This is a genomic window from Actinoplanes xinjiangensis (assembly GCF_003148685.1).
Classification (GTDB): domain Bacteria; phylum Actinomycetota; class Actinomycetes; order Mycobacteriales; family Micromonosporaceae; genus Actinoplanes; species Actinoplanes xinjiangensis.
Window position 1 is genome coordinate 392255 of sequence record NZ_QGGR01000005.1, and the last position, 21379, is coordinate 413633.

Sequence of the window (21379 nt, forward strand, 5' to 3'; positions counted from 1 at the left end):
CCTTTTCCGTTGCATCAGATGCCGCGCCGGCGCCAGGACTGCCACCAGAGCCACTCGCGCCCCTTCGACGCCACGGCCGAGAGAACCAGGGGCTGAAGGTACGGCATGGTCTTCGCACCCACTTTCCGGCGGACCTCGAGACCACGGAACTCCGCAAGACTCCGGTACTCCGGCCAGCACTCGGCCGCGAATGCCACCAGCTCGTCCTCGGGCACGGTGGCGGTACGGCCGCGGTCGTAGGCCCGGACCGCCCGCCGCAGGGCGAATCGGGCCAGCCGCCGGTGGACCATCGCGTCCCACCGGTCCGCCTCGGGCAGCAGATCCCGGGTCTTGGTCAGCACCGCCTCGTAGGCGGTCTTCCGCTGCCGCAGGTCGTCGAGCTGCCCGGCGAAGTCGGTGGCCGACATGTTCTTACCGTGCAACCGGTAGTACGCCTGGTCGGCCTGGACATATCCGACATCGGCGTGCGCGGCCAGCCGCATCCACATCTCGATGTCACCGGCGTGCGGCAGCTCCGGGTCGTACCCGCCGACCTTGTGCTGCAGGTCGGTTCGCACCACCACCTCGGGTGAGGTGATGCAGCCGGTCGCCTCCCGGAAACGCCGCTCCAGCCACCAATGGCCGTTGTAGACCCTGGTGCCGCCCTTGCCGGTGTTCGCCGGCGGCGGCGGGCCGGGATGCTGGAAATGCACCGGGTGCCCGTAGGCGAACCCGACCTGGGGGTTCGCGTCGAGCAACGCGACCGCACGGGTGAGCGCGCCCGGCGTCAGCATGTCGTCGGCGGACAGCAGCGCGCAGTAGTCACCGTCGGCCCATTCGAGAAGGCCCTCGTTGTACGTGGCGATGTGCCCTTTGTTCTGCTCGTGCACCCGGACCTCGACACGGGGATCGGCCTCGGCGATGGCACGCGCCTTCGCCGCCGAGTCGTCCGGTGACGCGTCATCGATGATCAGCACCCGGACGTCGACACCCGGATTGTCGAGCACGGTGTCCACGCATGCCCGAAGGTAATCACCGTACTTGTAGCACGGGATCACGACGCTGACCGAACTCACCTTTGTTCTCCCCCATCAAAAATGGCGGGCCCGGCGCCGTCCGGCGCCGGGCCCGTTCAACTCACGGTGCAGTGGTGGTGAAGACCACGTCGACCCAGTAGTTGTTCGCGTTCCAGGTAGACGTCGGGAACGCCCGGGTCGCGCTGGCCTTGAACAACCCGTTGCGCCCGGCACTCGTGTCGGCCACCCCGGTCAACGGGTACGAGCTCCGCGCCTGCGTGAAGAAGGCGCCGCTGTACGAATAGAAGCCCACGTCCGTGTGGTACGAGACGACGTATTGCGTGTTCGCGGTGATCTGCACCGGGGTCGCGAACTGGAGCGTCTGCCAGCCGCTCGCCGTCTCGTTGGCGAACGTACCGGTCGCCAGCTCCTGCCCGCTCGCGGACCACAGCGTGCCCGTGTGCGTGCCCGTGTTGCGGTATCCCTTGTAGAACCGGACACCGGTGACGTAGCCGTCGACCGCCGAGGTGAACCGCATCCCCAGCTCGAGCGCGTTGGCCTCGCCGGCGCTCTCCACGTCCGGGGTCGACGCCGCGCTGAACACCGAGCAGGGGCACGAGACCCCGGTGCTGGTGGTGAACGACCAGGTGACCGGCGAGGACATCGTGTTGCCCCACACATCGGTGGCCTGCACCGAGGCGGTGTACTGGGCGCTTGCGTCCAGTACGTTGTCCGGCCGGAGCGTGGCCTTACGGGTCGTGTCGTTGTACGAGACCTTGGCGGGGACCGTGGCGCTGCCGGCCTTCAGCGTGAAGGTCAGCTGCTCCGGGTCGACATCGTGGTCGAACGTCGCCGTCACCGCGGTGTTGCGGGCGACTCCGACGTCGCCGGCCGCCGGCGTCTTGACCGTCACCACGGGCGGCGTGGTGACCGCCGACGCGGTGTCGACGACCACGTCCACCCAGTAGTTGGTGTCGTTCCAGCTCGAGTTCGGGAACCCGCCGCCGGAGCCGTACTTGTAGACACCGTTGGCACCGGAGACCCCTGACTGGAGCTGCTTCACCACGCCGTCGCCCGCACCCTTGGCTTTGAAGTACGCGCTGGTGTACGAGTAGTGCCCGGTCGGGGTGTAATACGACACGATGTAGGTCGTGTTCGCGGCGAGCTGCACCGGCTGGCTGAACTGCATGGTCTGCCAGCCGCTGGCGCTCTCGTTGGTGAAGTTACCGGAGGCCAGCAGCTGCCCGCTGGTGGTCCACAGTTTGCCGATGTGGGTTCCGGTATTCGTCGGCGCCTTGTAGAACCGCACGCCGGTCGCGGTGGCGGGCACGGACACCCGGAACTTGGCGCCCAGTTCGTTCGCCGAGCCGTCATGCGAGTCGACGTTCGTCGGGACGTCGAACGAGGTGTATGTGGTGCACGGGCACGCCTGCGACCCCACCGTCACGTTGACGGTCTTGACCGCCCCGAAGTTCAGGCTGTCGTCGATGCCACGCACCTTGATCTGGGCCGCCCCCTGGGCGGTCGGGGTCCAGGTGTAGGTCCAGTTCCCCAGCCCGTTCGCCGCACGCCAGGTGCTGCCGCCGTCGACGGAGACTTCGACCCGGCCGAGCTGACCGGCCGTGTCCGACGCGGTGCCGCTGATCGTGAACGCGGAGAGCACCGGCACCGTCGCACCCGTCGTGGGCGCGGCGATGTTCACGACCGGCCCCACCGTGTCGGTGGACTTGGTCGGCATCGTCAGGTTCGACTGCAGCGTCTTGGGCAGCGAGTCCATGTCGGCGAGCACGTTGGCGGTGGCCTGCTGCATCCGCGGGTCCTCGGAGCTGGCGGGACCGGTGTGCAGCGCGCTCAGGCCCCAGGACCACTGCACCGTACCGGCGCCGAAGACCAGCGCGTTGGAGACCTGGTCGCGGTACATGACGACGCTGTGGGTGGCGACGCCGTTGCCGTAGTTGTTGCCCTCGTCGAGCAGGAGGGTGCCGTCGGTGATCTGGAGGGTCGTCGCCGAGAAGCGGATCATGCCCGGCGGCCGGGCGGCGTTCTCCACGTCGGAGTCCCACTCGTAGCCGAGGGTGCCGGCCGGGAACGTCGCCACCTCGCCGGAGTTGAGGTCCTCGATCGCCGTGTCACGCCACAGCCGCAGGTTCTTGAACTCCGACGACACCGTCATGGCGTCGTTGCGGTAGCCGTTGACCGAGAAGAGCGTACCGGTGATCGCATTCTGCGGCTTGTTGCCGCCGGTCCCGGCGCCCGCCGGGTCCATCCAGGTACCGGTCCACTGGCCGCTCGGGTCGGCGACGCCGTTCGGCGGCGTCATCTTCATCTTGGTCGACTTGTAGGAGACCAGGGTGCGGTTGGTACCGCCGCTGGTGGCGATCGACGGCTCCAGCCGAGTGCGCCAGAACGCCTCGTTGCCGCTGAAGAACGCCAGGTTGACACCATCGGCGCGGGCCTGCTTGACGTTGTCCCAGATGCCCTGGTCCCAGTACTCGTCGTGCCCCGACGACAGATAGACGTTGTGGTCCTGCAGAAGGGACGGCTTCGTCGACACGTCGATGTTGGAGGCGTAGCTGACGTCGTACCCGTTGCGCTCCAGCCACTGGATCATCGGATACTCGCTGGACAGGATGGCGTTGTCACCGGCGATCCGCATCGGCCGGTTGTAGCTCACCTTGTACGCGCGGCCGTCCGGAGCCGGACCACCACCCTCGTAGAAGTTCTGGCCGCCCCACTTGTTGTAAGCCTGCCAGGTCTGGTCCGAGGTCTGCACCAGGATGTCGGAGTCGCTGTCGTCGTCCGCCACGACGAACGGATACGGCGAGTAGCCCCGGCCGGACCCCTGATCGAGGATCGCGAGGTAGACGCCGGACACCGCGTCGGACGGCACGGTCCAGTTGACGTTGGTGTCCCAGTTGCCGCAGTCCACCAGACCGGTAGCCGGGTCCTTCAGACACTCGTCCTGAACCTTGGCCGGGAACGTCGTGGTCGGCGAGCTCGGCATCTGACGTGCGCCGTCGCCGCCGTAGTAGCCCAGCCGGAAGAACTTGACCGTGAAGGTGGTCGGGGAGTTCACCTTGAGCTGGAGCGTCTCGCCGGGCTGGACGCTCACCTTCGTGGTGAAGCCACCGATGTCGCCCCAGGAACTGTCGCCGTACCAGTCCTCGAGGGGGACACCTTCCTTCGAGTTCTCGCAGACGATCGGATTGGAATTGACGCCGCACGGGTCATCGGCAGCGAGAACCACTGCCGGTGTCAGAATCGCGGTTGCGATTATCAGCGCGGACACCGCGCCTGTGGCGAGTCTGTGGATCACTCGACTCTCTTTTCATGGAAACGGGAGATCACCGGACAGCGGGCACAAAGAACCCAGCGGTCCATTCGGGACAGGTAAACCGTTTTTAGGGCTACTTCGGTTTTGGAACCTGTTTCTTGGTAGGTACGCCGTCGATGGATCCGACGACATTGTTCGACCACTCCCCGTAAGTGGTCGAACAATTGGAGTCACAACCGCCGGCCGGATCCCAGTGGGTCGGACCGAAAACGTTGTCAGTGATCTTGAGATCTACGCCGGTCTGGGCGTAGAGCCCGTAGGCACCGAGTGAGATGAAGCTGTTGCGGACCGAGTAGTTCTGCAACTTGGACCCGTCGACGCTCTGCGTGAACAGGACGGCGGTGATCGCCTTCCAGTAGTTCGCCACCGGCTTGCCGGTGTGCGCGTTGACGCCCGGCTCCAGGCGGCTGTTCTCAATGGTGATCGGGCCGGTGCCGCCGTACGGGAAGACCCCGCCGGTGTGGGCCGCGGACGGATCACTGAGGTTGGCGATGTAGTTGTCGTGCAGCCAGCTGTGGCGAATGGTCGTACGGGCGCCGCAGAGACACATGCCACCGGTGTTGGCCACGTCGACCCGGTTCATCGTGATCGTGCAGGTGGCGCAGTCGTTGATCGCGTGGTCGTTCAACGGCACGCTCTTCTCACCCAGCCCGACCGGCTCCGGCCGGATGGTGACGTTGGTGAGGTTCAGCTTCAGCGTGCCCGAGCCGTCGGCGTTCACCAGGATCGCCCGGTTCGCCGAGCCCGCCGGCGGCGCGATGATCGAGTTGGTGATGTTCACCGTGCCGTGGCAGCTGGTGCCGATGTAGATGAAGGCCTTGAAGTACTTACGATCGAGGTTGACCGTGCCATTGCAGTCGTAGAGGTCCCACTCCTTGCTCTCCTTGTTGTGCGGCAGGAACACCTTGTAGCCCTTCGGAACCGGCAGGCTCGCGTCCGACTGCTTGTAGGGCTTCACTCCGGGAGCCCCGACCGAGAACCGCGCCGGGTACCGCCCGCCGCCGGTCGCGTTGACGGCCAGCGCCGCGGTCTTGGTGGGAGCACCGGTCGGCTCGGCAGCCGGGGCGGGAGCTCCGGACGCGGACGGCACGCCGGACGGCAGGGAACCCGCACCCGGCAATCCGGTCGGTCCGGTCGGCGCCGAACCGGACGTGCCGGTGGCCGTGTTGGCGCCTGCGGTGGGCTCGGCACTCCGGTCGCGGAGCAGCACCACGGCGGCCAACGCGACCGCCAGCAGGACGGCCAGCCCCGCGGTGAGGAGATACTTGCGCCGAGTGGCGATCATGACATCTCCCAGGCAGTCCAGTAGCTGTTCGGATTCACGGCGTAGTTGACGGTCGGTTCCGGGATGTGTTCGACGTGGTGCCGGCGGCTGAGCCGGTAGATGAACTCCCAGTCCTCTTTGGGAGCAACCGACGAGCTACGGCGCAGACGGCTGAAGCGCATGCCGGGCAACCGCCGGACGACCAGCGGATTAGTGTCCAGGAAGCACCGCTCCCAGGCCAGCTTGCGGTCGAACGGCACCGAGAGCACGTCGTGCTGGGTCCCGTCCGGCAGCATCCGGAGCATGGCCGTGTAGACGGCATCGGGCTGTGGACCGGTGGCCGCCGTGTTCTCGAGCCGATGGAGAGCCGTCTCCAGATGGTGCGGGTGCCACGTATTGTCGTCGTCGAGGAACGCCACGTAACGCGAGTCGGTCAGGCCCATGCCGATGTTTCGGCTGACTCCCAGCACGTTGATGTTGTGCCGCAAACTGACCACGTGCAACCGCGGGTCCGCGGGGAACTCCGGCAGCTGGCCTCCGCCGTCGTCCACCACCATCACGACCTGGTCCTGGACTGTCTGGGAGAGCACCGACTCAACAGCCCGCAGGACCCCTTCGGGCCGCTTATAGGTCAGCACGACGGTGGCGACGCGGGCGGTGGGACGGACGCCCCCGGGCATGGATGTCAGGAGTCGCCGGATCTCGGACCGCTCGAACCGGCCCAGACCTACCGCGGTGTGCCCGAGTACGACCTTGTTGCGCATCTCCTCGAGTGGCAGCCAGCCGTAGCGGGCTCGCAGGCGCTGTTTCAGCGAATCCATCTGTCTTCGTTCTCCTAGGAGGGTTCGGCGGCCGCGAGTTTGGTCTCAGCGGCGGGCGGCTCGGCGGCGCCGGCTGCTCCGGACCGGAGTCCGTTGACGACAGGAAGCACGAACGGCACGTAGGCCGCGAGAGCGGCGAGGCCGGCCGCGGTCAGGCCGAGGAAACCGTCACCTAGCCAGCGATGCACGGCCCAGGCGACCACGCCCATGGCCAGACCACCGAGCGCCGGACGGACACAGCTGGCCAGGATCCCGCTCGCTGGAATGCCGAGGCGGACCAGGGCCACCAGGAAGACCGGCGCGACCAGTAGAGCGGCCACCACGACATGGCCGGCGGCGACACCGGGAACGCCCCAGAAGTGGGCGAAGATGATGAGCACCGGGAGGAGGGTGAGCAGCCACCAGGCCTGCATCAGCATGAGCGTCTTCCGGACGCGGGTGGCGAGGCAGTCGTACGCCAGGTCGACCGCAACCCGCAGCAGGCCGAGGGCCACCAGGAATTGCAACGGCAGGCCGGCGTCCGCCCACTGGTCGCCGTAGACAAAGGTGATGATCGGTGTGGCCAGTACGCCGAGCACCACGCAGATCGGCACTGCAGCCGCGATGACCAGTGTGAACGCCCGAATGAATCCGGCCGCGAACCGCTCGGAGGACTCGTCCGCGAGGCGGGAGAAGCCGGCGAACGATACCCGCCGGGCGGTCTCCGACACCATCCGCACGGGCCAACTGGACATGTTGAAGGCCATCGCATAAATACCGAGCGCGGCCGGGCCGAGCACCGAGCCGACGACCACCGAGTCCACGTTGACGATGCCCAGGGTCAGCAGGCTCGCCGACGCCAGCGGGAAGCCGTATTTGATCAGCTTCTTCGCCTGCTCGGTGTCCCAGCCGAACCGCAGCATGCCGGGGGCGCACAGGCCGAAGCCGACGAGTGCCACCACGTTTCCGATCAGCGAACCCCAGGCGAAGCTCATCGCGCCGACGCCCGCCGCCGCGAACGCGATGGTGGCCGCGGTGTTCACGACGAAGTTGAGGATGTCCACCACGGTTCGCCTGAACTGCTGGAACTCACGGTTGAGTTGGCCCAGCGGAACACAGGCGATGCCGTCGATGATCACACTGATGCAGAGCACGCGCAGCATCGTGGTGGCTTCCGGCGAGCCGAGCAGGCCGGCCACGGTCGGTGCGGAGACGTACAACACCAGGTAGAACGCGCTGCTGCTGAGGGTGGACAGAGTCAGGACGGTCGGTGCGAACCGCCGGATGTCGCCTTCCCAGCGCACCAGGGCCAGGCTGACACCCATCTCGTTGAGCGACAGCAGCATCGCCAGCACGAGCAGGCCGACGGCGTACAGGCCCCACTCGTACGGCCCGAAGAAGAGGCGAGCCAGCACCACACCGGAGGCGAACGTGCCGACCCGGCGGACGATGGTGTTGACCAGACTCCAGCGTGCGGCCGTGGCCACCCGCTGGTTCAAATCCGTCACTGTGGAAGATCTCCGATTCTCGCCTGTTCACGGCGAGCCACGCTCAGGTAAGCACCCGACAGGCCCAACATCAGGAAAGTGGATCCGGCCACGATCGGAAAGCTCAACGTGTCGAAAGTGGCCGTTACGACGAGGAGCACGAACCCTACGGCTACAAACCCCTGACCGGTCTCCCGGCGTGCCGGATCGGTGAATCGGCGGCGACCGGCACCACCGCAATGAATGGTCGTCACATAGAGTGCGATGATGGCTACCAGCCCGACGATTCCGATCTCCAGCATCGCCAGGAGGTACTGATTGTCGGTGTAGCGGTAAAGGTCGGGAAGGAACGTCCCGGGGCCTCGCCCGAACCACCGATGTCCTTCGAGGAATCCATCGACATCGGCACTTGTGGCCGTTCGCGAGTTGGTGCTGTTGTCCCCGCCGTCGAGCATCGCGCTGAAGAGCCCGATCAGGGTGCCGATCAGACCGGGCACGACCACCCGGGTGGCGCCGATGGCCGGGATCAGTACCAGAAGGGTCTTGCCGACACGATCGGGTGTCCAGGTGACCATCAGCACGAGCATGACGATCACCAGGCCGATGACCGAGGTACGCGAGACGGTCATCACCGAGGCGAGCGCGATCAGGCCGACCGGCACCCAACGTCGCCAGAAGCTGCGGCCTTCACCGTGGAAGGCCTGCTGGATGGCGAACGGCAGTGCGGTGACCATGGTGGTGGCCAGTTCCAGAGTGTTCGACGCGGTGGCGGTGGGCCGGACGAAATCACCCCGGCTGATCAGCTCGGTGGCCGCATTGGACTGCAGGCCCGGGATGACGATCCAGCTGGTGAGGCTCTGTTTGAAAAGGAACTCGAGCATCGCCACCGCCGCCACCCAGGCGCAGCACCGGACGAACAACCGCAGCAGCCGGTCGATCTGCCGGTACTCCGTCAGCGACGTGGTCAGCAGGATCAACGGTAGCCAGATGAGGAGCTGAAGCAGCGCCCGGTCGGCGGCGCTGTACTCCATCACGTCGGCATCCCGGCGGCCGACCGCAACGTACGCCAGCAGCACCGCCACGCAGTACCCGAAGAGTGCCAACCGTGGCAGGCGGGTGTGCTCGGCCGGCCTCACCCGGCGCATCAGCCAGCTGATCGCGTACCAGAGCAGCGCCACCAGCAGGAAGAGGTTCGCCACGGTGCCGGTCGCGCCGATGCTCGCGACCACGAGCCGGGCGGGGACCAGTAGCAGGAGCACGATGTAGACGGCCAGCACCGAATCCGGTCCGAGCTGGCGTAGCCGTTGCTGGGAGCGATAGAGACGACCCTGGCCACGACGCGCCGGGGCAGCAGTCCGATTCCGCGGTGCTGGGCGGCGCGTGTCAGCTTCCGTTGATCCGGTTGACATTCTGGCCCCTGCGGTCAATGCCGTTCGACTGATAGGTCCGGGCCATCCCGGAGCGGCCGGTCTGCGGGCCCTCGCCGGGCCCGCCGTGCGGCGGCTTCGGCTTCTCGGCGGGTGCCGCGCCGGCGGCGGTGCGCGGCGGTACGACGATGCGCTGGGTCTTCTCCGCCTCGATGGACGACGGCTTGGATCGCGCGACCGGAGCCGACGAACGCTGGACCGGCGCCGGCGGAATCGGGATGACCATCGTGCCCTCGATGTCGGGTGTCACGGACGCCGCACCGGCAGCGACGGGCTTCTCCGAAGGACCGGCGGCGCGGCGGCGACGGGCCCGGCTGATGCTCTCCACGATGAAGACCAGGATGAACGCGAGCGCCGCGGTGCCGCCGCCGACCACGATGACCGGCTGGAGCTTCTCCTTGGTCTCGGCCTTCGGCTTCTGCGGCGGGATGACCTGGGTCAGCTTGATCCGGTCGCGCTCCGCGACGCCGTTCTCCAGCTGGATGTCCCGGAGCGTCTTCTCCGCGTACTCGGCGAGCTGTGTCGCGGAAGCGAGCAGGTGCGCACGGTCGTCTCCGGTGAGCGTGAGGGTCAGGAAGGGTCCCTGTGCGTTCTCCGCGAGGGCGACCTCGTACTCCTCGGTCAGCCCGGCGCTCTTCAACTGGAGAACCGTGTCCGTCGACTGGAGCCGGCGCCCGAGGAAGTCGGCCGTGGCCACGAGCGAGCCGTTGAAGTTGAGGAACGGATTGTCCTGCCCCTGGGTGGCGGTCTGGGTGGCCGCCGGCGCGCTGAGGAGACTGACCATGGTGTAGGTCGAGTAGGTGGTCGGCACCACGGCATACGTGGCGCCGCCGAGGCCCAACGCCAGCACCAGCATGGGTACGACGATGTACCACCGAGAGCGCAGAATGCTCAGGATCTCGCCGAGGTCCACGGACGCCTCTCCAAAATCTCCGCCAGGACGTCGTCAGCCGCCACTGAGTTTCGCATCAGAATGCCACCTCGTGGCCACCCCGACATACGCTCGACAAGCTATACGACGATCCTATCGGTGGCTATCAGGCATCCGCTCCGGATCGAAGTTGACAAGACTCCGCCAGGGCGGCTAAGCAGGGCCGATGTATCTGCCCGACATCGCGGGGGTCCTCAGGCGCCGGTGGTATGTGATCCTCGCCGGAGCACTGATCACCATGGCCGTGGCCGTCCCCGCGATCCGCACCCAGGACCGTTTTCTGGCCTCCGAGGTGCTGATGACCCAGCCGCCCGTTTCGCAATATGCACCAAACCCGGTCACCGGGCTGTATCCGTCCATTGCGATCACGGCTGCGGCAGTGGCCAGCCGGCTCAACACGGCTGACGCCCAGGACGATTTCTTCTCTAAAGGTGTGACCGGGACATATCGGTTCGAGCCCCGCAACACGGGCACCCGGCAGGAACCCCGCTACGTGATCGGGTCCATGTCCATCACGTACATCACCACCGACGAGGAGGAGAGCCTGCGCGGGCTCCAGGTGCTGCGCGTCACCTTCGAAGAGGAACTGAAGGCCATGCAGGACGAATGGAACGTGAAGAAGGACCTGCGGATCACGGTGGTGTCGCTCGTCCCGCCGACGTCCAGCCTGCTCACCCACTCGTCGATCCGGTCCGCGATGGGCGTGGGGATTCTGGGTGTGTTGCTCAGCACGGCTGTCGCATTATGGACAGACGACTTCATTTCGCGGCGCCGCTGGCGTGCCGCCAGGCGCCTGTCCACGGCCGATTCGCCGAATCGGCCCGGCACCCTGGCCCGTTCAGCCCTTTAGCTTTGGACGACGCGGCATGTCTACGCGAAGATTTCTCTGGAAGGTTATTCGCGTCGACAGGTTCCGAAGCAGGGGGAAGAAACTTGAAGAACCGGCGACCCAGTGTCGCGATCCTGGTGGCGAACCTGCCCGCCGAGAAGGATCGCCGGGTCATTCGTGAATGCCTGAGCTTGGAGGCAGCCGGATTCGACGTGACGGTGATCGCCCCGCGGGGTGATCGCAGCCTCACCGTGCTTCCCGGAAGTGAGCGCACCCGTCTGCGGCCGTACCCGGTGGTCGTCTACGGCAGCGGCGTGCTGTCCTTCGCGCTCGAGTTCGTCTGGTCCTTCCTGTGGATCGCCATCCGCCTCGCGGGTGAACTGATCCGCGGTCGCGCGCAGGCCGTTCAGGTGTGCAATCCTCCCGACGTCTACTTCCCCCTGGCATGGGTGCTGCGTGCGCTGGGCCGACCGTGGGTCTTCGACCACCACGACCTGTCCCCCGAGGTCTACATCTCCCGCGGCGGCGACCCGAACCCGCTGGTCTCCCGGCTGCTGGTCGCCTTCGAGTGGCTGACGCTGCGCAGCGCCACCGAGGTGTTCGCGACCAACGAGTCGTTCAAGGAGAACGCCGTACGCCGTGGGGTGCGCCCGGAGAAGGTGACGGTGGTCCGCAACGGCCCCGCCCACGCCGAGATCGCCAACAAGGTCGAGGCTGTCGCCGAGGTCCGGGCCGAAGGGCCGCTTCGTGTCGTCTACCTGGGCGTCTTCGGGCCGCAGGACAACGTCGAGGGCGCGGTCCTGGCAGCCGAGGAGCTGATCCGTCTGCGGGGGCGCAACGGCTGGCGGATGGTGCTGGCCGGCGACGGCGAGACCGCCTCCGCACTGCGCAAACTGACGGTCGACCGCGGACTCACCGACGTCGTGGAGTTCACCGGCTGGCTCAACGGCCCCGAGGTGGACGCGCTGCTGCGCGACGCCACCGTCGCCATCCAGCCCGACCTGCCGACCCGGATGAACCAGCTCTCCACCATGGCGAAGACCGTGGAATACCTGGGGCGCGGCGTGCCGGTCGTGGCAGCCGACCTGATCGAGACGCGGGCCACCGTCGGTGACGCCGGGCTCTACGTGCCCCGTGGCGAGCCGGCCGAGTTCGCCGCCGCGATCGACAGGCTTCTCGACGACCCCGAACTACGGGCGCGGATGCACCAGATCGGTCGTGAGCGGTTCCGTGACTTCCTGTCCTGGGAGCACCAGGCCGAGAAGTACGTCGCGGTCTGGCAGCGGCTCCTGGCCAAGCACCTGCCGCGGGCCGCGGGCGTGCACATCCCGGCACAGCGCAGGCCCGCCGACGAGACCTCGCCGACCCGTACGGACGCGCCGTGACCAGTGTGGTCATCGCCGCTCACAACGAGGCCACGGTGATCGGCCGCTGTCTGGACGGTCTCCTGGCCGAGGCCGCGCCGGGCGAGTTCGACGTGGTCGTCGCCGCGAACGGCTGCACCGACGACACCGTGAAGGTGGCCGCGGCCCGGGGCGTACGCGTAATAGATCTTCCGGAACCCGGCAAGCCCGGCGCCCTCAATGCCGGCGATGCCATCGCCGTCGGTTTTCCCCGGGTCTATCTGGACGCCGACATCATGCTGTCCACCGCGGGCCTGCGCGCCCTGGCCGCCGCGGTCACCGGTCCGGTGCTGGCCTCCACCGCCCGCCGTGAGCTCGACCTGGGCCGGCGGCCACTGCTCGTGCGGGCGTACTTCGGCGTGCACCGGCATCTGCCGGCCCTGCGCAGCGGATTGTTCGGCCGCGGTGTGATCGTTCTGTCCGAGGCCGGCCGGGCCCGCTTCGACACCTTCCCGGACATGGTCGCCGACGACCTGTTCATCGACTCGCTGTTCGCCCCCGACGAGAAGCGGCAGGTGGAATCGGTCCCGTCGGTAGTGGCCACACCGCGAACGACCAAAGACCTGATCCGCCGTCTGATCCGGGTTCGGGCGGGTAACGCGGCGATGCGCGCCGCGGCCGCGCGAGGTGAGATCACCGCTGCGGTACGACCGGCCGGCCGATCCTCGTGGCTCAAGGACGTCGTGCTGCGCCGTCCGTGGCTGGCACCCGCTGCTGTCGGCTACGTCGGCATCACCCTCTACGCGGCGGCGATTGCCAAACGGCGCCCCGACACCGGCTGGGGGCGCGACGAATCAACCCGCCAGGAAGAAGCGAATGCCTGAGTCCATCAACATCCTGTTTCACGGCATCGGCGAGCCGCAGCGCGAGCTGGAACCCGGGGAGGATCACTACTGGATCACCCGGGACAGGTTCGAGGCGATCCTTGACGAGGTCGCCTCCTGGCCGCATGTCTCCCTCAGCTTCGACGACAGCAACTCGTCGGACGTCGAGATCGCGCTCCCGGCACTGCTCGACAGGGGTCTGACCGCCGAGTTCTTCGTGCTGGCCGGCCGTCTCGACCAGTCGGGCAGCCTCGGCGAGTCCGACCTGCGCGAGCTGGCGAGAAACGGGATGGCGATCGGTAATCACGGGATGTGGCACCATCCGTGGCGTGGCATGTCCGCCGCCACCGCCCATGAGGAACTCGCCGAGGCGCGTGACCGGATCTCATCAGCTATCGGACAGCCGGTGACTCGGGCAGCATGCCCGTTGGGCCGCTACGAGCGCGCCACCCTGACCTCATTGCGCCGGCTCGGTTACACCTCCGTCTTCACCAGCGACCGGAGTCCCGCCCAACCGGGCCGCTGGCTCCAGCCGCGATTCAGCGTCTACCGCGACGACACACCGGAGACGGTCCGCGCAGCCGTGGACCGCTCCCGGCGGATTCCGGCCCGGCTGCGCGCGACCGCTGCGGGCGTGGTCAAGCGCTGGCGCTGACCACGCCCTTTCTCACCGCACCACGCTGGCCGGTCCCGGTGTCTCACGCAGCCGGGACGGGCTCAGCAGGTCCCGCGTTGCGGCCCGGCTCGGCGCCTTCCCGAGCAGAGCCCGGCTCGATTCCCGCAACAGCAGCGCGGCCCAGTACGCCCCGGCCCGAACCCGGCCGTGACGGCGCTTGAACAGCCGCACCTTGTTGAGGGTCAGCAACGCCCACAGCCCCGGCGACACCCGCGAGTCGCCCTCCAGATGGGTCGCATGGGCGTCGGGGACATACCGCGTGCGTAGTCCGGCATCCCGCGACCGCAACGCGAAGTCCGTCTCCTCCGAGTAGAGGAAGAAGGACTCGTCCCACGGTCCGCACCGCTGCCAGCACTCGGCGCTGACCAGCATGGTGGAACCCTCGGCCCAGTCGGTGAACTGCTCCACAGCGTACCGCCGCTCGTCCGCGACGACCTCGCCGACCAGCGGGAACCTCCCGGCTCGCCGGGCCCCTAGAAACGCGTCACCGAGGGTGCGCAGCACGGTGGGCTCGCGCCGCATCGTGTAGATCAGGTCCCCGGCGCCGTCGACGATGTTCGGCACCGCGATCCCGGTACCCGGTTCCTTCAGGGCTTCCTGCAGCCGCGCCACACAGCCCGGTGTCAACCGCACGTCCGGATTGAGCACGAGGACCGCATCGTGTGCCGGCGACGCCGCCACCGCCGCGTTGATCCCGGCGGCGTACCCGGCGTTGCGGCCCATCTCGACCACGGTGGCCTCCGGTGCGAGCCGGCGGACCGTCTCGACGCTGCCGTCCCGGGAATCATTGTCGGCGACCGTCAGGTGCCACTTCAGACCGCTCAAACCCACTTTGAGGCCGTCGATCAGGTCAGCCAGCAGGCGCTCGCTGTTGTAGGTGACGACCGCTACGAGAATGGTCATCGGGCGGCCAGCCTTGCTTTCAGTTCGCGGAGAACGACTCCGGTGCGGCCGCTTTTGAGCCTCGATCCGAGTGCGCCCTGCTTGATGGAACGGGACACTGCGGACTGGGTCCGGCGTACGGTCGTGATCGCCCACGACTGGCCGACCCGGCCGGCGGCGACCGGCGTGTCGGCGTTCATCAGCCGGGTCTTGTAGAGCGCCTCGGACTTTCCGAGATCGATGTGCTGGATACCGTCGGCAGCACCGGCCTCGGCCATGCGCAGGCACAGCAGGATCCCGGCGGAATACCGGGAGAGGTCGACATCGTAGGACGGGAACCAGTACGCGAGTACCGACCGGCTACGCAGCCCAAGGTGCGCGGCCACGGGGCGATCACCGGCGTACACCGTCGACACCACCGCCCGGCAGCCCTCGGAGCTCGACGCCAGCAATTCCTCCAGCACACCCTCGATCCACGGTGTAGTGAACCGGTCGTACTGCTGCGTGCGCCGATACTGCGCGCCCTTCCAAGAACGCAGCGCGGTCAGCCCGGCCGGGTCCGGATCGTTCCACTCGAAGCGCTCGGCGCCGACCTCGCGGACCATCTTCCGCTGTTTGCGCAGCGTCTGTTTGACGACGTCGCCGGCCTGATTGCGATCCTCGATGTATCGCGCGTAGCCCTCCCGGAGGTCCATCAACGGTGAGGACGCCCGCTCGGAGTGGAACCGCTCGAACGACTGCTGCCCGGCCATCAGGTGGTCGAACTCCCAGACCGGCAGCCGACAGGCCTTGAGCAGCCCGACGGCGTCCCACTCGAGCCCTTTCCGGTGAATGAGACCCTGACAGTCGGTGATCCCAGCGCCGATCGGCACGCCGACCACACGGTTGCGCACCTCATACGGGAAGAACCCGGCCACACCGCTGGAATCCTCCAGGACAGCGACCCGGGAGTGGGGCCGCTGGCGGGCGACGGCGAGGGTGAACTCAGGCGCCAGGAACGGGTTCTGCAAGGGCGACTGGTCCTTCTGGAACTGACGCCAGACGTCCAACTCGCCCGGGCCCAGCTCGTCTGGCCGGACCACCGAAATTCTCACTGTTGTTTCGCTCCTTGTACTACGGGACGCCCGAGAGCTTCGGTGGTCCCGGTCTGTGGCCCGCCGGCCGGCTGGATCCAGGCATGGCGACGATCGGCGCCGGTCACGCGCCGTCGTCCAAGAGGTGAGCGGGGTGGACGGGTGGGTCAGTAGGCCCCGGAGCTGCGGGCCACCGCGCTGACCGTGCGGAACAGGATGGCCAGGTCCATGGCGAGTGACCAGTTCTCGACATAGGTGAGGTCGAGGCGGATCGACTCCTCCCAGGACAGGTCGGAGCGGCCGGAGACCTGCCACAGGCCGGTCAGGCCGGGCTTGACGACCAGGCGCCGCAGCATGTCGGCCGGGTAGTCGGCGACTTCCCTGGCCAGCGGTGGGCGCGGGCCGACCAGCGACATGTCGCCCTTGACCACGTTGATCAACTGGGGCAGCTCGTCGATGCTCAGGCGGCGCAGCCACTTGCCGACCGGGGTGATCCGCGGGTCCGAGCGCATCTTGAACAGCGCGCCGTCGGTGTCGTTGAGGGTGCCGAGTTCGAAGAGGCGGGCTTCGGCGTCGACCGTCATCGTCCGGAACTTGTACAGCGTGAACGGCTTGCCGTCGCGACCGACCCGCTCCTGCGTGAAGATCGCCGGACCGCGACCACCCTTGCCGAACTTGACCAGCAGTGCGACCACCGCCAGCGCCGGCGACATGAACATGATCAGCAGGATCGCGCCGACCCGGTCGAAGATCTCCTTGACCACGCGGGCGCTGCCCTTGAGCTTCGGATGCTCGACGTGCAGCATCGGCAGGCCGTCGACCGGGCGGATGGTCGTGCGGTCACCGGCCACGTCGACCAGGGTGCTGGCCACGATCAGGTCGATGTCGTCGCGTTCCAGCTGCCAGGCCAGGCGGCGCACGGCCGGGCCGTCGATCTCCGGGCAGGAGAGCACGATCACGGTGTCGGCATCGGACCGGGCGACCGCGGTGGCCACGTCGTCGAACGTGCCGTAGATCGGCGGCATGCCGGTGACCGCGTGGCTGCGGACCATGCCCGGCGGCAGGCACGCGCCGATGACCCCGAGGCCGTGGTATCGCTCACGGCTGAGCCGGCGCGTCATGTCGAGGACGGCCCGCTCGTGACCGACCAGGACCACCCGGTGCAGGCGCTGTCCGCGCGCCCAGGCCCGGTGCAGGCGCTGCCGGTAGAAGAAGCGCGCGCCGAGGTCGACGGCGATCGCCAACGGCATCGCGATGCTGACATAACCACGGGCCAAACGCAGGTCGAAAGCGAACGAGACAATGGCGATGGCGGCGGTCAGCGCCAATCCGGCACGGAATACCCGCGCATACTCCTCAGTACCCACAAAAAGGTGGCGGGGCTCATACGCCCGGTTGAACGCAAGGCAGGCGATCCAGGCGACGGGCAGCAGCAGGGTGAGCAGGAGGTAGTCACGCTGATACGGCGCGATGCCCTCACTGCCGAACCGGATCAACAGCGCCCACGAGGCGGCGCTGAGAGCGACCACGAAGTCTAGGAGATAGAGCGTCAGCGCATAACGGCTCTGCCAGCCCGCTCGCGCCTTCGTCGCCCGGGAGCGCGCCTTGAGCTGTGCGGCCGTCGCCGCCAGGTCAACGGTCTCCACGGATTCAATTGTCTGCACGCCAGGCCCCCAACATCGGCTGCGACCGACTCATGATGATCCAGATCTGTGGTGTGCTCGGACACACCCGACCACGAACGCCCCATGCCGGAAACCACCGAGACACAAGAGACAGACTCTCAATGCGGCCACGATCGCGCTACATCTTTCCGTTCGACAGCCATGGCGATTCGGATGATGCAGGAACCGAAGTGGCGGAGGTGTCCAAGTAGGACCGACGCGTCATAACTGTTATCGACTGTCGTCAATCCGACGCAATGATTCGACATAGCTGCGACACGCGTCGTAACGCGGCAGCAATCCGCTCACGCCGGCCTCGGCCAGACTGGGAGCCTCGGCATCCTTGCCGGACAGTACGGGGTCGGCCACCGGCCAGGCAATCCCGAGTTCGGGGTCGAGCGGATGCACTCCGTGTTCATGACCGGGGCGATACGTCGAGGAACACAGGTACGCCACGGTCGCGCCCTCGGTCAGAGCACAGAATCCGTGCCCCAGTCCTTCGCCGAGATAGACGGCCCGGCGGTCCTCATCGTCCAGGCGCACCGTCTCCCACGTGCCGAACGTGGGCGACCCGACCCGGAGGTCCACGATCACGTCGAGTACCGCGCCGGACACACAGGTCACATACTTGGCCTGCCCCGGCGGGACGTCGGCGAAGTGAATGCCGCGCACCACGCCGGCGGCCGACGTCGACAGGTTGGCCTGCGCCAGGTCGAGCCGGTGCCCGACCGCCTCCTCCAGCGCGTCGAACCGGTACCACTCGAGGAACCGGCCCCGGCTGTCACCGTGCTGCACCGGGGTCACCTCGAAGGCGCCCTCGATGCCCAGCGGGCGGATCTTCACCGGAGACCACCGTCCAGTAGCCGGACCAGATACTGCCCGTAACCGCTCTTCAGCAACGGCTGCGCGACCTCACGCAACTCGTCGTCGGAGATGAAGCCGAGCCGCCAGGCCGCTTCCTCCACACAACCGATCTTCAAACCCTGCCGCTCCTCGATCACCCGGACGTACTCCGAGGCCTGGACCATGGACTGGAACGTACCGGTGTCCAGCCAGACGGTTCCCCGGTCGAGAACCGTCACCTCGAGCCGCCCCTGGCGTCGATACTCCTCGTTCACCGCGGTGATCTCCAGTTCGCCCCGGGCACTGGGCTCGAGATTCTCGGCGATCTTCACCACGTCGGCATCATAGAAGTACAGGCCGGGGACCACGTACGTCGACTTGGGATGCTCCGGCTTCTCCTCGATCGAGAGCACTTTGCCCGATTCGTCGAATTCGACGACGCCGTACCGCTCGGGGTCGGCCACCGGGTACGCGAACACGCGCCCCCCGTTGAGGTCGCCGAACCGCGCCAGCTGCCGGCCCAGGCCGACGCCGTGGAAGATGTTGTCACCGAGAATCAGGGCAACCGGGTCGTTACCGATGAAGTCGGCACCGATCCGGAAAGCCTGGGCAATCCCGTCAGGCTTCGGCTGCACCGCGTACTGAAGGTCGAGCCCGAACCGACTTCCGTCACCGAGCAGTCGCTCAAAGTGAGGCTGATCCTCCAGAGTGGTGATCACCAGGATCTCGCTGATCCCGGCGGACACCAGCGTGGTCAACGGGTAGTAGACCATCGGCTTGTCGAAGATGGGCATGAGCTGTTTGGACATGGCCATGGTGATCGGCCAGAGTCGTGAACCGGTACCACCGGCGAGAAGAATTCCGCGCACCGGATGACCCTAAACAGTCGCCGCCTACGTCTACACTCGCCACCCGTGCAGATTTTCGTAACCGGTGGTGCCGGCTTCATCGGATCGGCCTACGTCAGGGCCCTCTTGCAGGACGAGTACGCAGGTGCGGTCGGTGCATCGGTGACCGTTCTGGATCTGTTGTCCTATTCGGGGAATCGTGACAACCTCCCCGTGTCCGATCCCCGACTGCGATTCGTGCAGGGCGACATTTCCGATTCCCACCTGTTGCGGGAACTACTTCCCGGACACGACGCCGTGGTGCATTTCGCCGCCGAATCACACGTGGACCGGTCCATCTCGGGCGCTATGCCGTTCGTCACAACGAATGTTCTGGGCACCCAGACCCTCCTCGACGCGGCCCGTTCCACCGGCGTCGGGCGATTCGTGCACGTCTCCACCGACGAGGTGTACGGCTCCATCGACGAGGGCTCGTGGACCGAGACGTGGCCGCTCGCGCCGAACTCGCCGTACGCCGCCTCCAAGGCCGGCTCCGACCTGATGGCCCTGGCCGCACACCGCACCCACGGCATGGACGTCGTCGTCACACGGTGCTCCAACAACTACGGTGAGTACCAGTTCCCGGAGAAGGTCATCCCCCTCTTCGTGACGAACCTGATGGACGGCAAACAGATCCCCCTCTACGGCGACGGCGGCAACGTCCGTGACTGGCTGCACGTGACCGATCACTGCCGCGGCATCCAGGCGGTTCTGGAGAAGGGCCGGGCCGGGGAGGTCTACAACATCGGCGGCGGCACCGAACTCACCAACCGCGAACTCACCGAGCGCCTGCTCGACGCGTGCGGTGCCGGCTGGGACATGGTCCGCCCGGTCACCGACCGCAAGGGCCACGATCGCCGCTACTCGCTCGACATCACCAAGATCAGCGAGGAGCTCGGGTACGCCCCGCAGGTCACCCTCGAGGAGGGACTCGCCTCGACCGTCGCGTGGTACCGCGACAATCGGGCCTGGTGGGAGCCGCTCAAGTCCCGGGCCGGTCTCTGATGCCGCCCACTTCTGCGCCGGCCCCGGACAGCGGCGCGGCCCAGCCGGCTCCCGGTGGCGGCGCCGCTCTGCCGGACTCCGGGCAGTTGCGCTGGCTCATCACCGGCGCCGGCGGCATGCTGGGCCGGGACCTGCAGAGGGTCCTCGCCGAACACGGTGAGACCACCGTGGTCGCCGCCACCCGCAGTGACCTCGACATCACCTCCGCGTCACAGGTCCGTGACGCGGTGGCCGGCGCCGACGTGGTGCTCAACGCCGCCGCCTGGACGAACGTCGACGGCGCCGAGTCCGATGAGGAAGCGGCCACCGCCATCAACGGCCACGGCGTCAGCGTCCTCGCGGCCGAGGCCGGCAGCCGGCTCATCCACGTCTCCACCGACTACGTCTTCGACGGCAACGCCACCACGCCGTACCGCGAAGACACCCCGCACGCGCCGCTGAACGCCTACGGCCGCGGCAAGGCGATCGGCGAAAAGGCGGTCCTGGCCACCGGTGGCTACATCGTCCGGACCGCCTGGCTCTACGGCGAACACGGCCCCAACTTCGTGCGCACCATGCTGCGCCTCGCCGCCGACCGCGACACCCTCGACGTCGTCGACGACCAGATCGGCCCACCCACCTGGTCGTATGCCCTCGCCCAACTACTGGTCGACCTGTCCCACGCCGCGGTTGCCGGCCGGGCCGGCCCCGGCGCCTATCACGGCACCGCGGCCGGCTCCACCAGCTGGTTCGGACTGGCACGCGCCGTCTTCATCGAGGCGGGCCTGGACCCGGACCGGATCCGCCCCACCACTAGCGACCGTTTCCCCCGGCCCGCCCGGCGCCCCGCCTACAGCGTCCTCGGCCATGACCGCTGGGCCGGCACCGGCGTCGCCCCACTCCCGGAGTGGCGCGGCATGCTCGCCAAGGCGATGCCTCTCTTCCTGCCATAACTGCCCTGCGCTCAACGGCCTCACTGAAAGCCCGCCCGTCACCGTCGGGCGGGCTTTCGCCAACCCGCCATCCGGTACGCCTCCCGCTCCCTTGGGCTCGGCGCTGCCGTCTCACGGTCCGAT

The 21379-nt window shown here is 67.5% G+C and carries 18 protein-coding genes; 6 read left to right on the plus strand and 12 right to left on the minus strand.

Annotated features, from left to right (window positions below; genetic code table 11):
- Positions 1–14 precede the first annotated feature (14 nt).
- The 7 genes from BC793_RS14085 to BC793_RS14115 all read right to left on the minus strand — a co-directional run bounded on the left by BC793_RS14085 (position 15) and on the right by BC793_RS14115 (position 10163).
- Positions 15–1055 carry a glycosyltransferase family 2 protein gene (locus BC793_RS14085; protein WP_307784570.1) on the minus strand — a complete coding sequence of 347 codons (1041 nt, stop codon included), beginning with the start codon at positions 1053–1055 and terminating at the stop codon, positions 15–17.
- Between the two features lie 61 nt (positions 1056–1116).
- Complete coding sequence (locus BC793_RS14090) at positions 1117–4311, minus strand: DUF4082 domain-containing protein (protein ID WP_109592934.1); 3195 nt, start codon at positions 4309–4311, stop codon at positions 1117–1119.
- Between the two features lie 91 nt (positions 4312–4402).
- The gene (locus BC793_RS14095) at positions 4403–5614 is read right to left on the minus strand and encodes a hypothetical protein (protein ID WP_109592935.1); all 1212 of its coding nucleotides are present in this window, start codon (positions 5612–5614) and stop codon (positions 4403–4405) included.
- Positions 5611–6414 (minus strand): glycosyltransferase family A protein, encoded by an 804-nt coding sequence (locus BC793_RS14100; protein WP_109592936.1) that lies wholly within the window; start codon positions 6412–6414, stop codon positions 5611–5613. The genes BC793_RS14095 and BC793_RS14100 overlap by 4 nt, the downstream gene beginning before the upstream one ends.
- Before the next feature lie 14 nt (positions 6415–6428).
- The gene (locus BC793_RS14105) at positions 6429–7901 is read right to left on the minus strand and encodes an oligosaccharide flippase family protein (RefSeq protein WP_109592937.1); all 1473 of its coding nucleotides are present in this window, start codon (positions 7899–7901) and stop codon (positions 6429–6431) included.
- Positions 7898–8962 carry an O-antigen ligase family protein gene (locus BC793_RS14110; RefSeq protein WP_203896187.1) on the minus strand — a complete coding sequence of 355 codons (1065 nt, stop codon included), beginning with the start codon at positions 8960–8962 and terminating at the stop codon, positions 7898–7900. The genes BC793_RS14105 and BC793_RS14110 overlap by 4 nt, the downstream gene beginning before the upstream one ends.
- A 301-nt stretch (positions 8963–9263) precedes the next feature.
- On the minus strand, positions 9264–10163 hold the full coding sequence (locus tag BC793_RS14115) for a hypothetical protein (RefSeq protein WP_146246270.1): 900 nt from the start codon (positions 10161–10163) through the stop codon (positions 9264–9266).
- A gap of 241 nt (positions 10164–10404) precedes the next feature.
- Here BC793_RS14115 and BC793_RS14120 point away from each other — a divergent pair, with 241 nt between their 5' ends.
- The 4 genes from BC793_RS14120 to BC793_RS14135 all read left to right on the plus strand — a co-directional run bounded on the left by BC793_RS14120 (position 10405) and on the right by BC793_RS14135 (position 13949).
- On the plus strand, positions 10405–11088 hold the full coding sequence (locus BC793_RS14120; protein WP_109592940.1) for a hypothetical protein: 684 nt from the start codon (positions 10405–10407) through the stop codon (positions 11086–11088).
- Between the two features lie 83 nt (positions 11089–11171).
- On the plus strand, positions 11172–12452 hold the full coding sequence (locus tag BC793_RS14125; RefSeq protein ID WP_109592941.1) for a glycosyltransferase family 4 protein: 1281 nt from the start codon (positions 11172–11174) through the stop codon (positions 12450–12452).
- A complete protein-coding gene (locus BC793_RS14130) occupies positions 12449–13294 on the plus strand; it encodes a glycosyltransferase family 2 protein (RefSeq protein WP_109592942.1) in 846 nt (281 codons plus the stop codon). The genes BC793_RS14125 and BC793_RS14130 overlap by 4 nt, the downstream gene beginning before the upstream one ends.
- Positions 13287–13949 carry a polysaccharide deacetylase family protein gene (locus BC793_RS14135; protein ID WP_109592943.1) on the plus strand — a complete coding sequence of 221 codons (663 nt, stop codon included), beginning with the start codon at positions 13287–13289 and terminating at the stop codon, positions 13947–13949. Before BC793_RS14130 ends, BC793_RS14135 begins: the two co-directional genes overlap by 8 nt.
- 12 nt (positions 13950–13961) lie before the next feature.
- On the opposite strand, the gene BC793_RS14140 is transcribed toward BC793_RS14135, so the two are convergent.
- The 5 genes from BC793_RS14140 to rfbA all read right to left on the minus strand — a co-directional run bounded on the left by BC793_RS14140 (position 13962) and on the right by rfbA (position 19301).
- A complete protein-coding gene (locus BC793_RS14140; protein WP_109592944.1) occupies positions 13962–14873 on the minus strand; it encodes a glycosyltransferase in 912 nt (303 codons plus the stop codon).
- Positions 14870–15946: a GNAT family N-acetyltransferase gene (locus tag BC793_RS14145; protein ID WP_146246271.1), complete on the minus strand. Its 1077-nt coding sequence runs from the start codon at positions 15944–15946 to the stop codon at positions 14870–14872. Before BC793_RS14145 ends, BC793_RS14140 begins: the two co-directional genes overlap by 4 nt.
- Before the next feature lie 146 nt (positions 15947–16092).
- Positions 16093–17571 carry a sugar transferase gene (locus BC793_RS14150; protein WP_239170000.1) on the minus strand — a complete coding sequence of 493 codons (1479 nt, stop codon included), beginning with the start codon at positions 17569–17571 and terminating at the stop codon, positions 16093–16095.
- Between the two features lie 249 nt (positions 17572–17820).
- A complete protein-coding gene (locus BC793_RS14155) occupies positions 17821–18432 on the minus strand; it encodes a dTDP-4-dehydrorhamnose 3,5-epimerase family protein (protein WP_109592947.1) in 612 nt (203 codons plus the stop codon).
- Positions 18429–19301 carry a glucose-1-phosphate thymidylyltransferase RfbA gene (gene rfbA, locus BC793_RS14160; RefSeq protein WP_109592948.1) on the minus strand — a complete coding sequence of 291 codons (873 nt, stop codon included), beginning with the start codon at positions 19299–19301 and terminating at the stop codon, positions 18429–18431. The genes BC793_RS14155 and rfbA overlap by 4 nt, the downstream gene beginning before the upstream one ends.
- Before the next feature lie 45 nt (positions 19302–19346).
- On the opposite strand from rfbA, the gene rfbB reads away from it, so the two are divergent.
- Both rfbB and rfbD read left to right on the plus strand, forming a co-directional pair.
- On the plus strand, positions 19347–20324 hold the full coding sequence (rfbB, locus tag BC793_RS14165) for a dTDP-glucose 4,6-dehydratase (RefSeq protein WP_109592949.1): 978 nt from the start codon (positions 19347–19349) through the stop codon (positions 20322–20324).
- Between the two features lie 86 nt (positions 20325–20410).
- Positions 20411–21256 (plus strand): dTDP-4-dehydrorhamnose reductase, encoded by an 846-nt coding sequence (rfbD, locus tag BC793_RS14170; RefSeq protein ID WP_275416178.1) that lies wholly within the window; start codon positions 20411–20413, stop codon positions 21254–21256.
- The last annotated feature ends 123 nt before the right edge of the window (positions 21257–21379 follow it).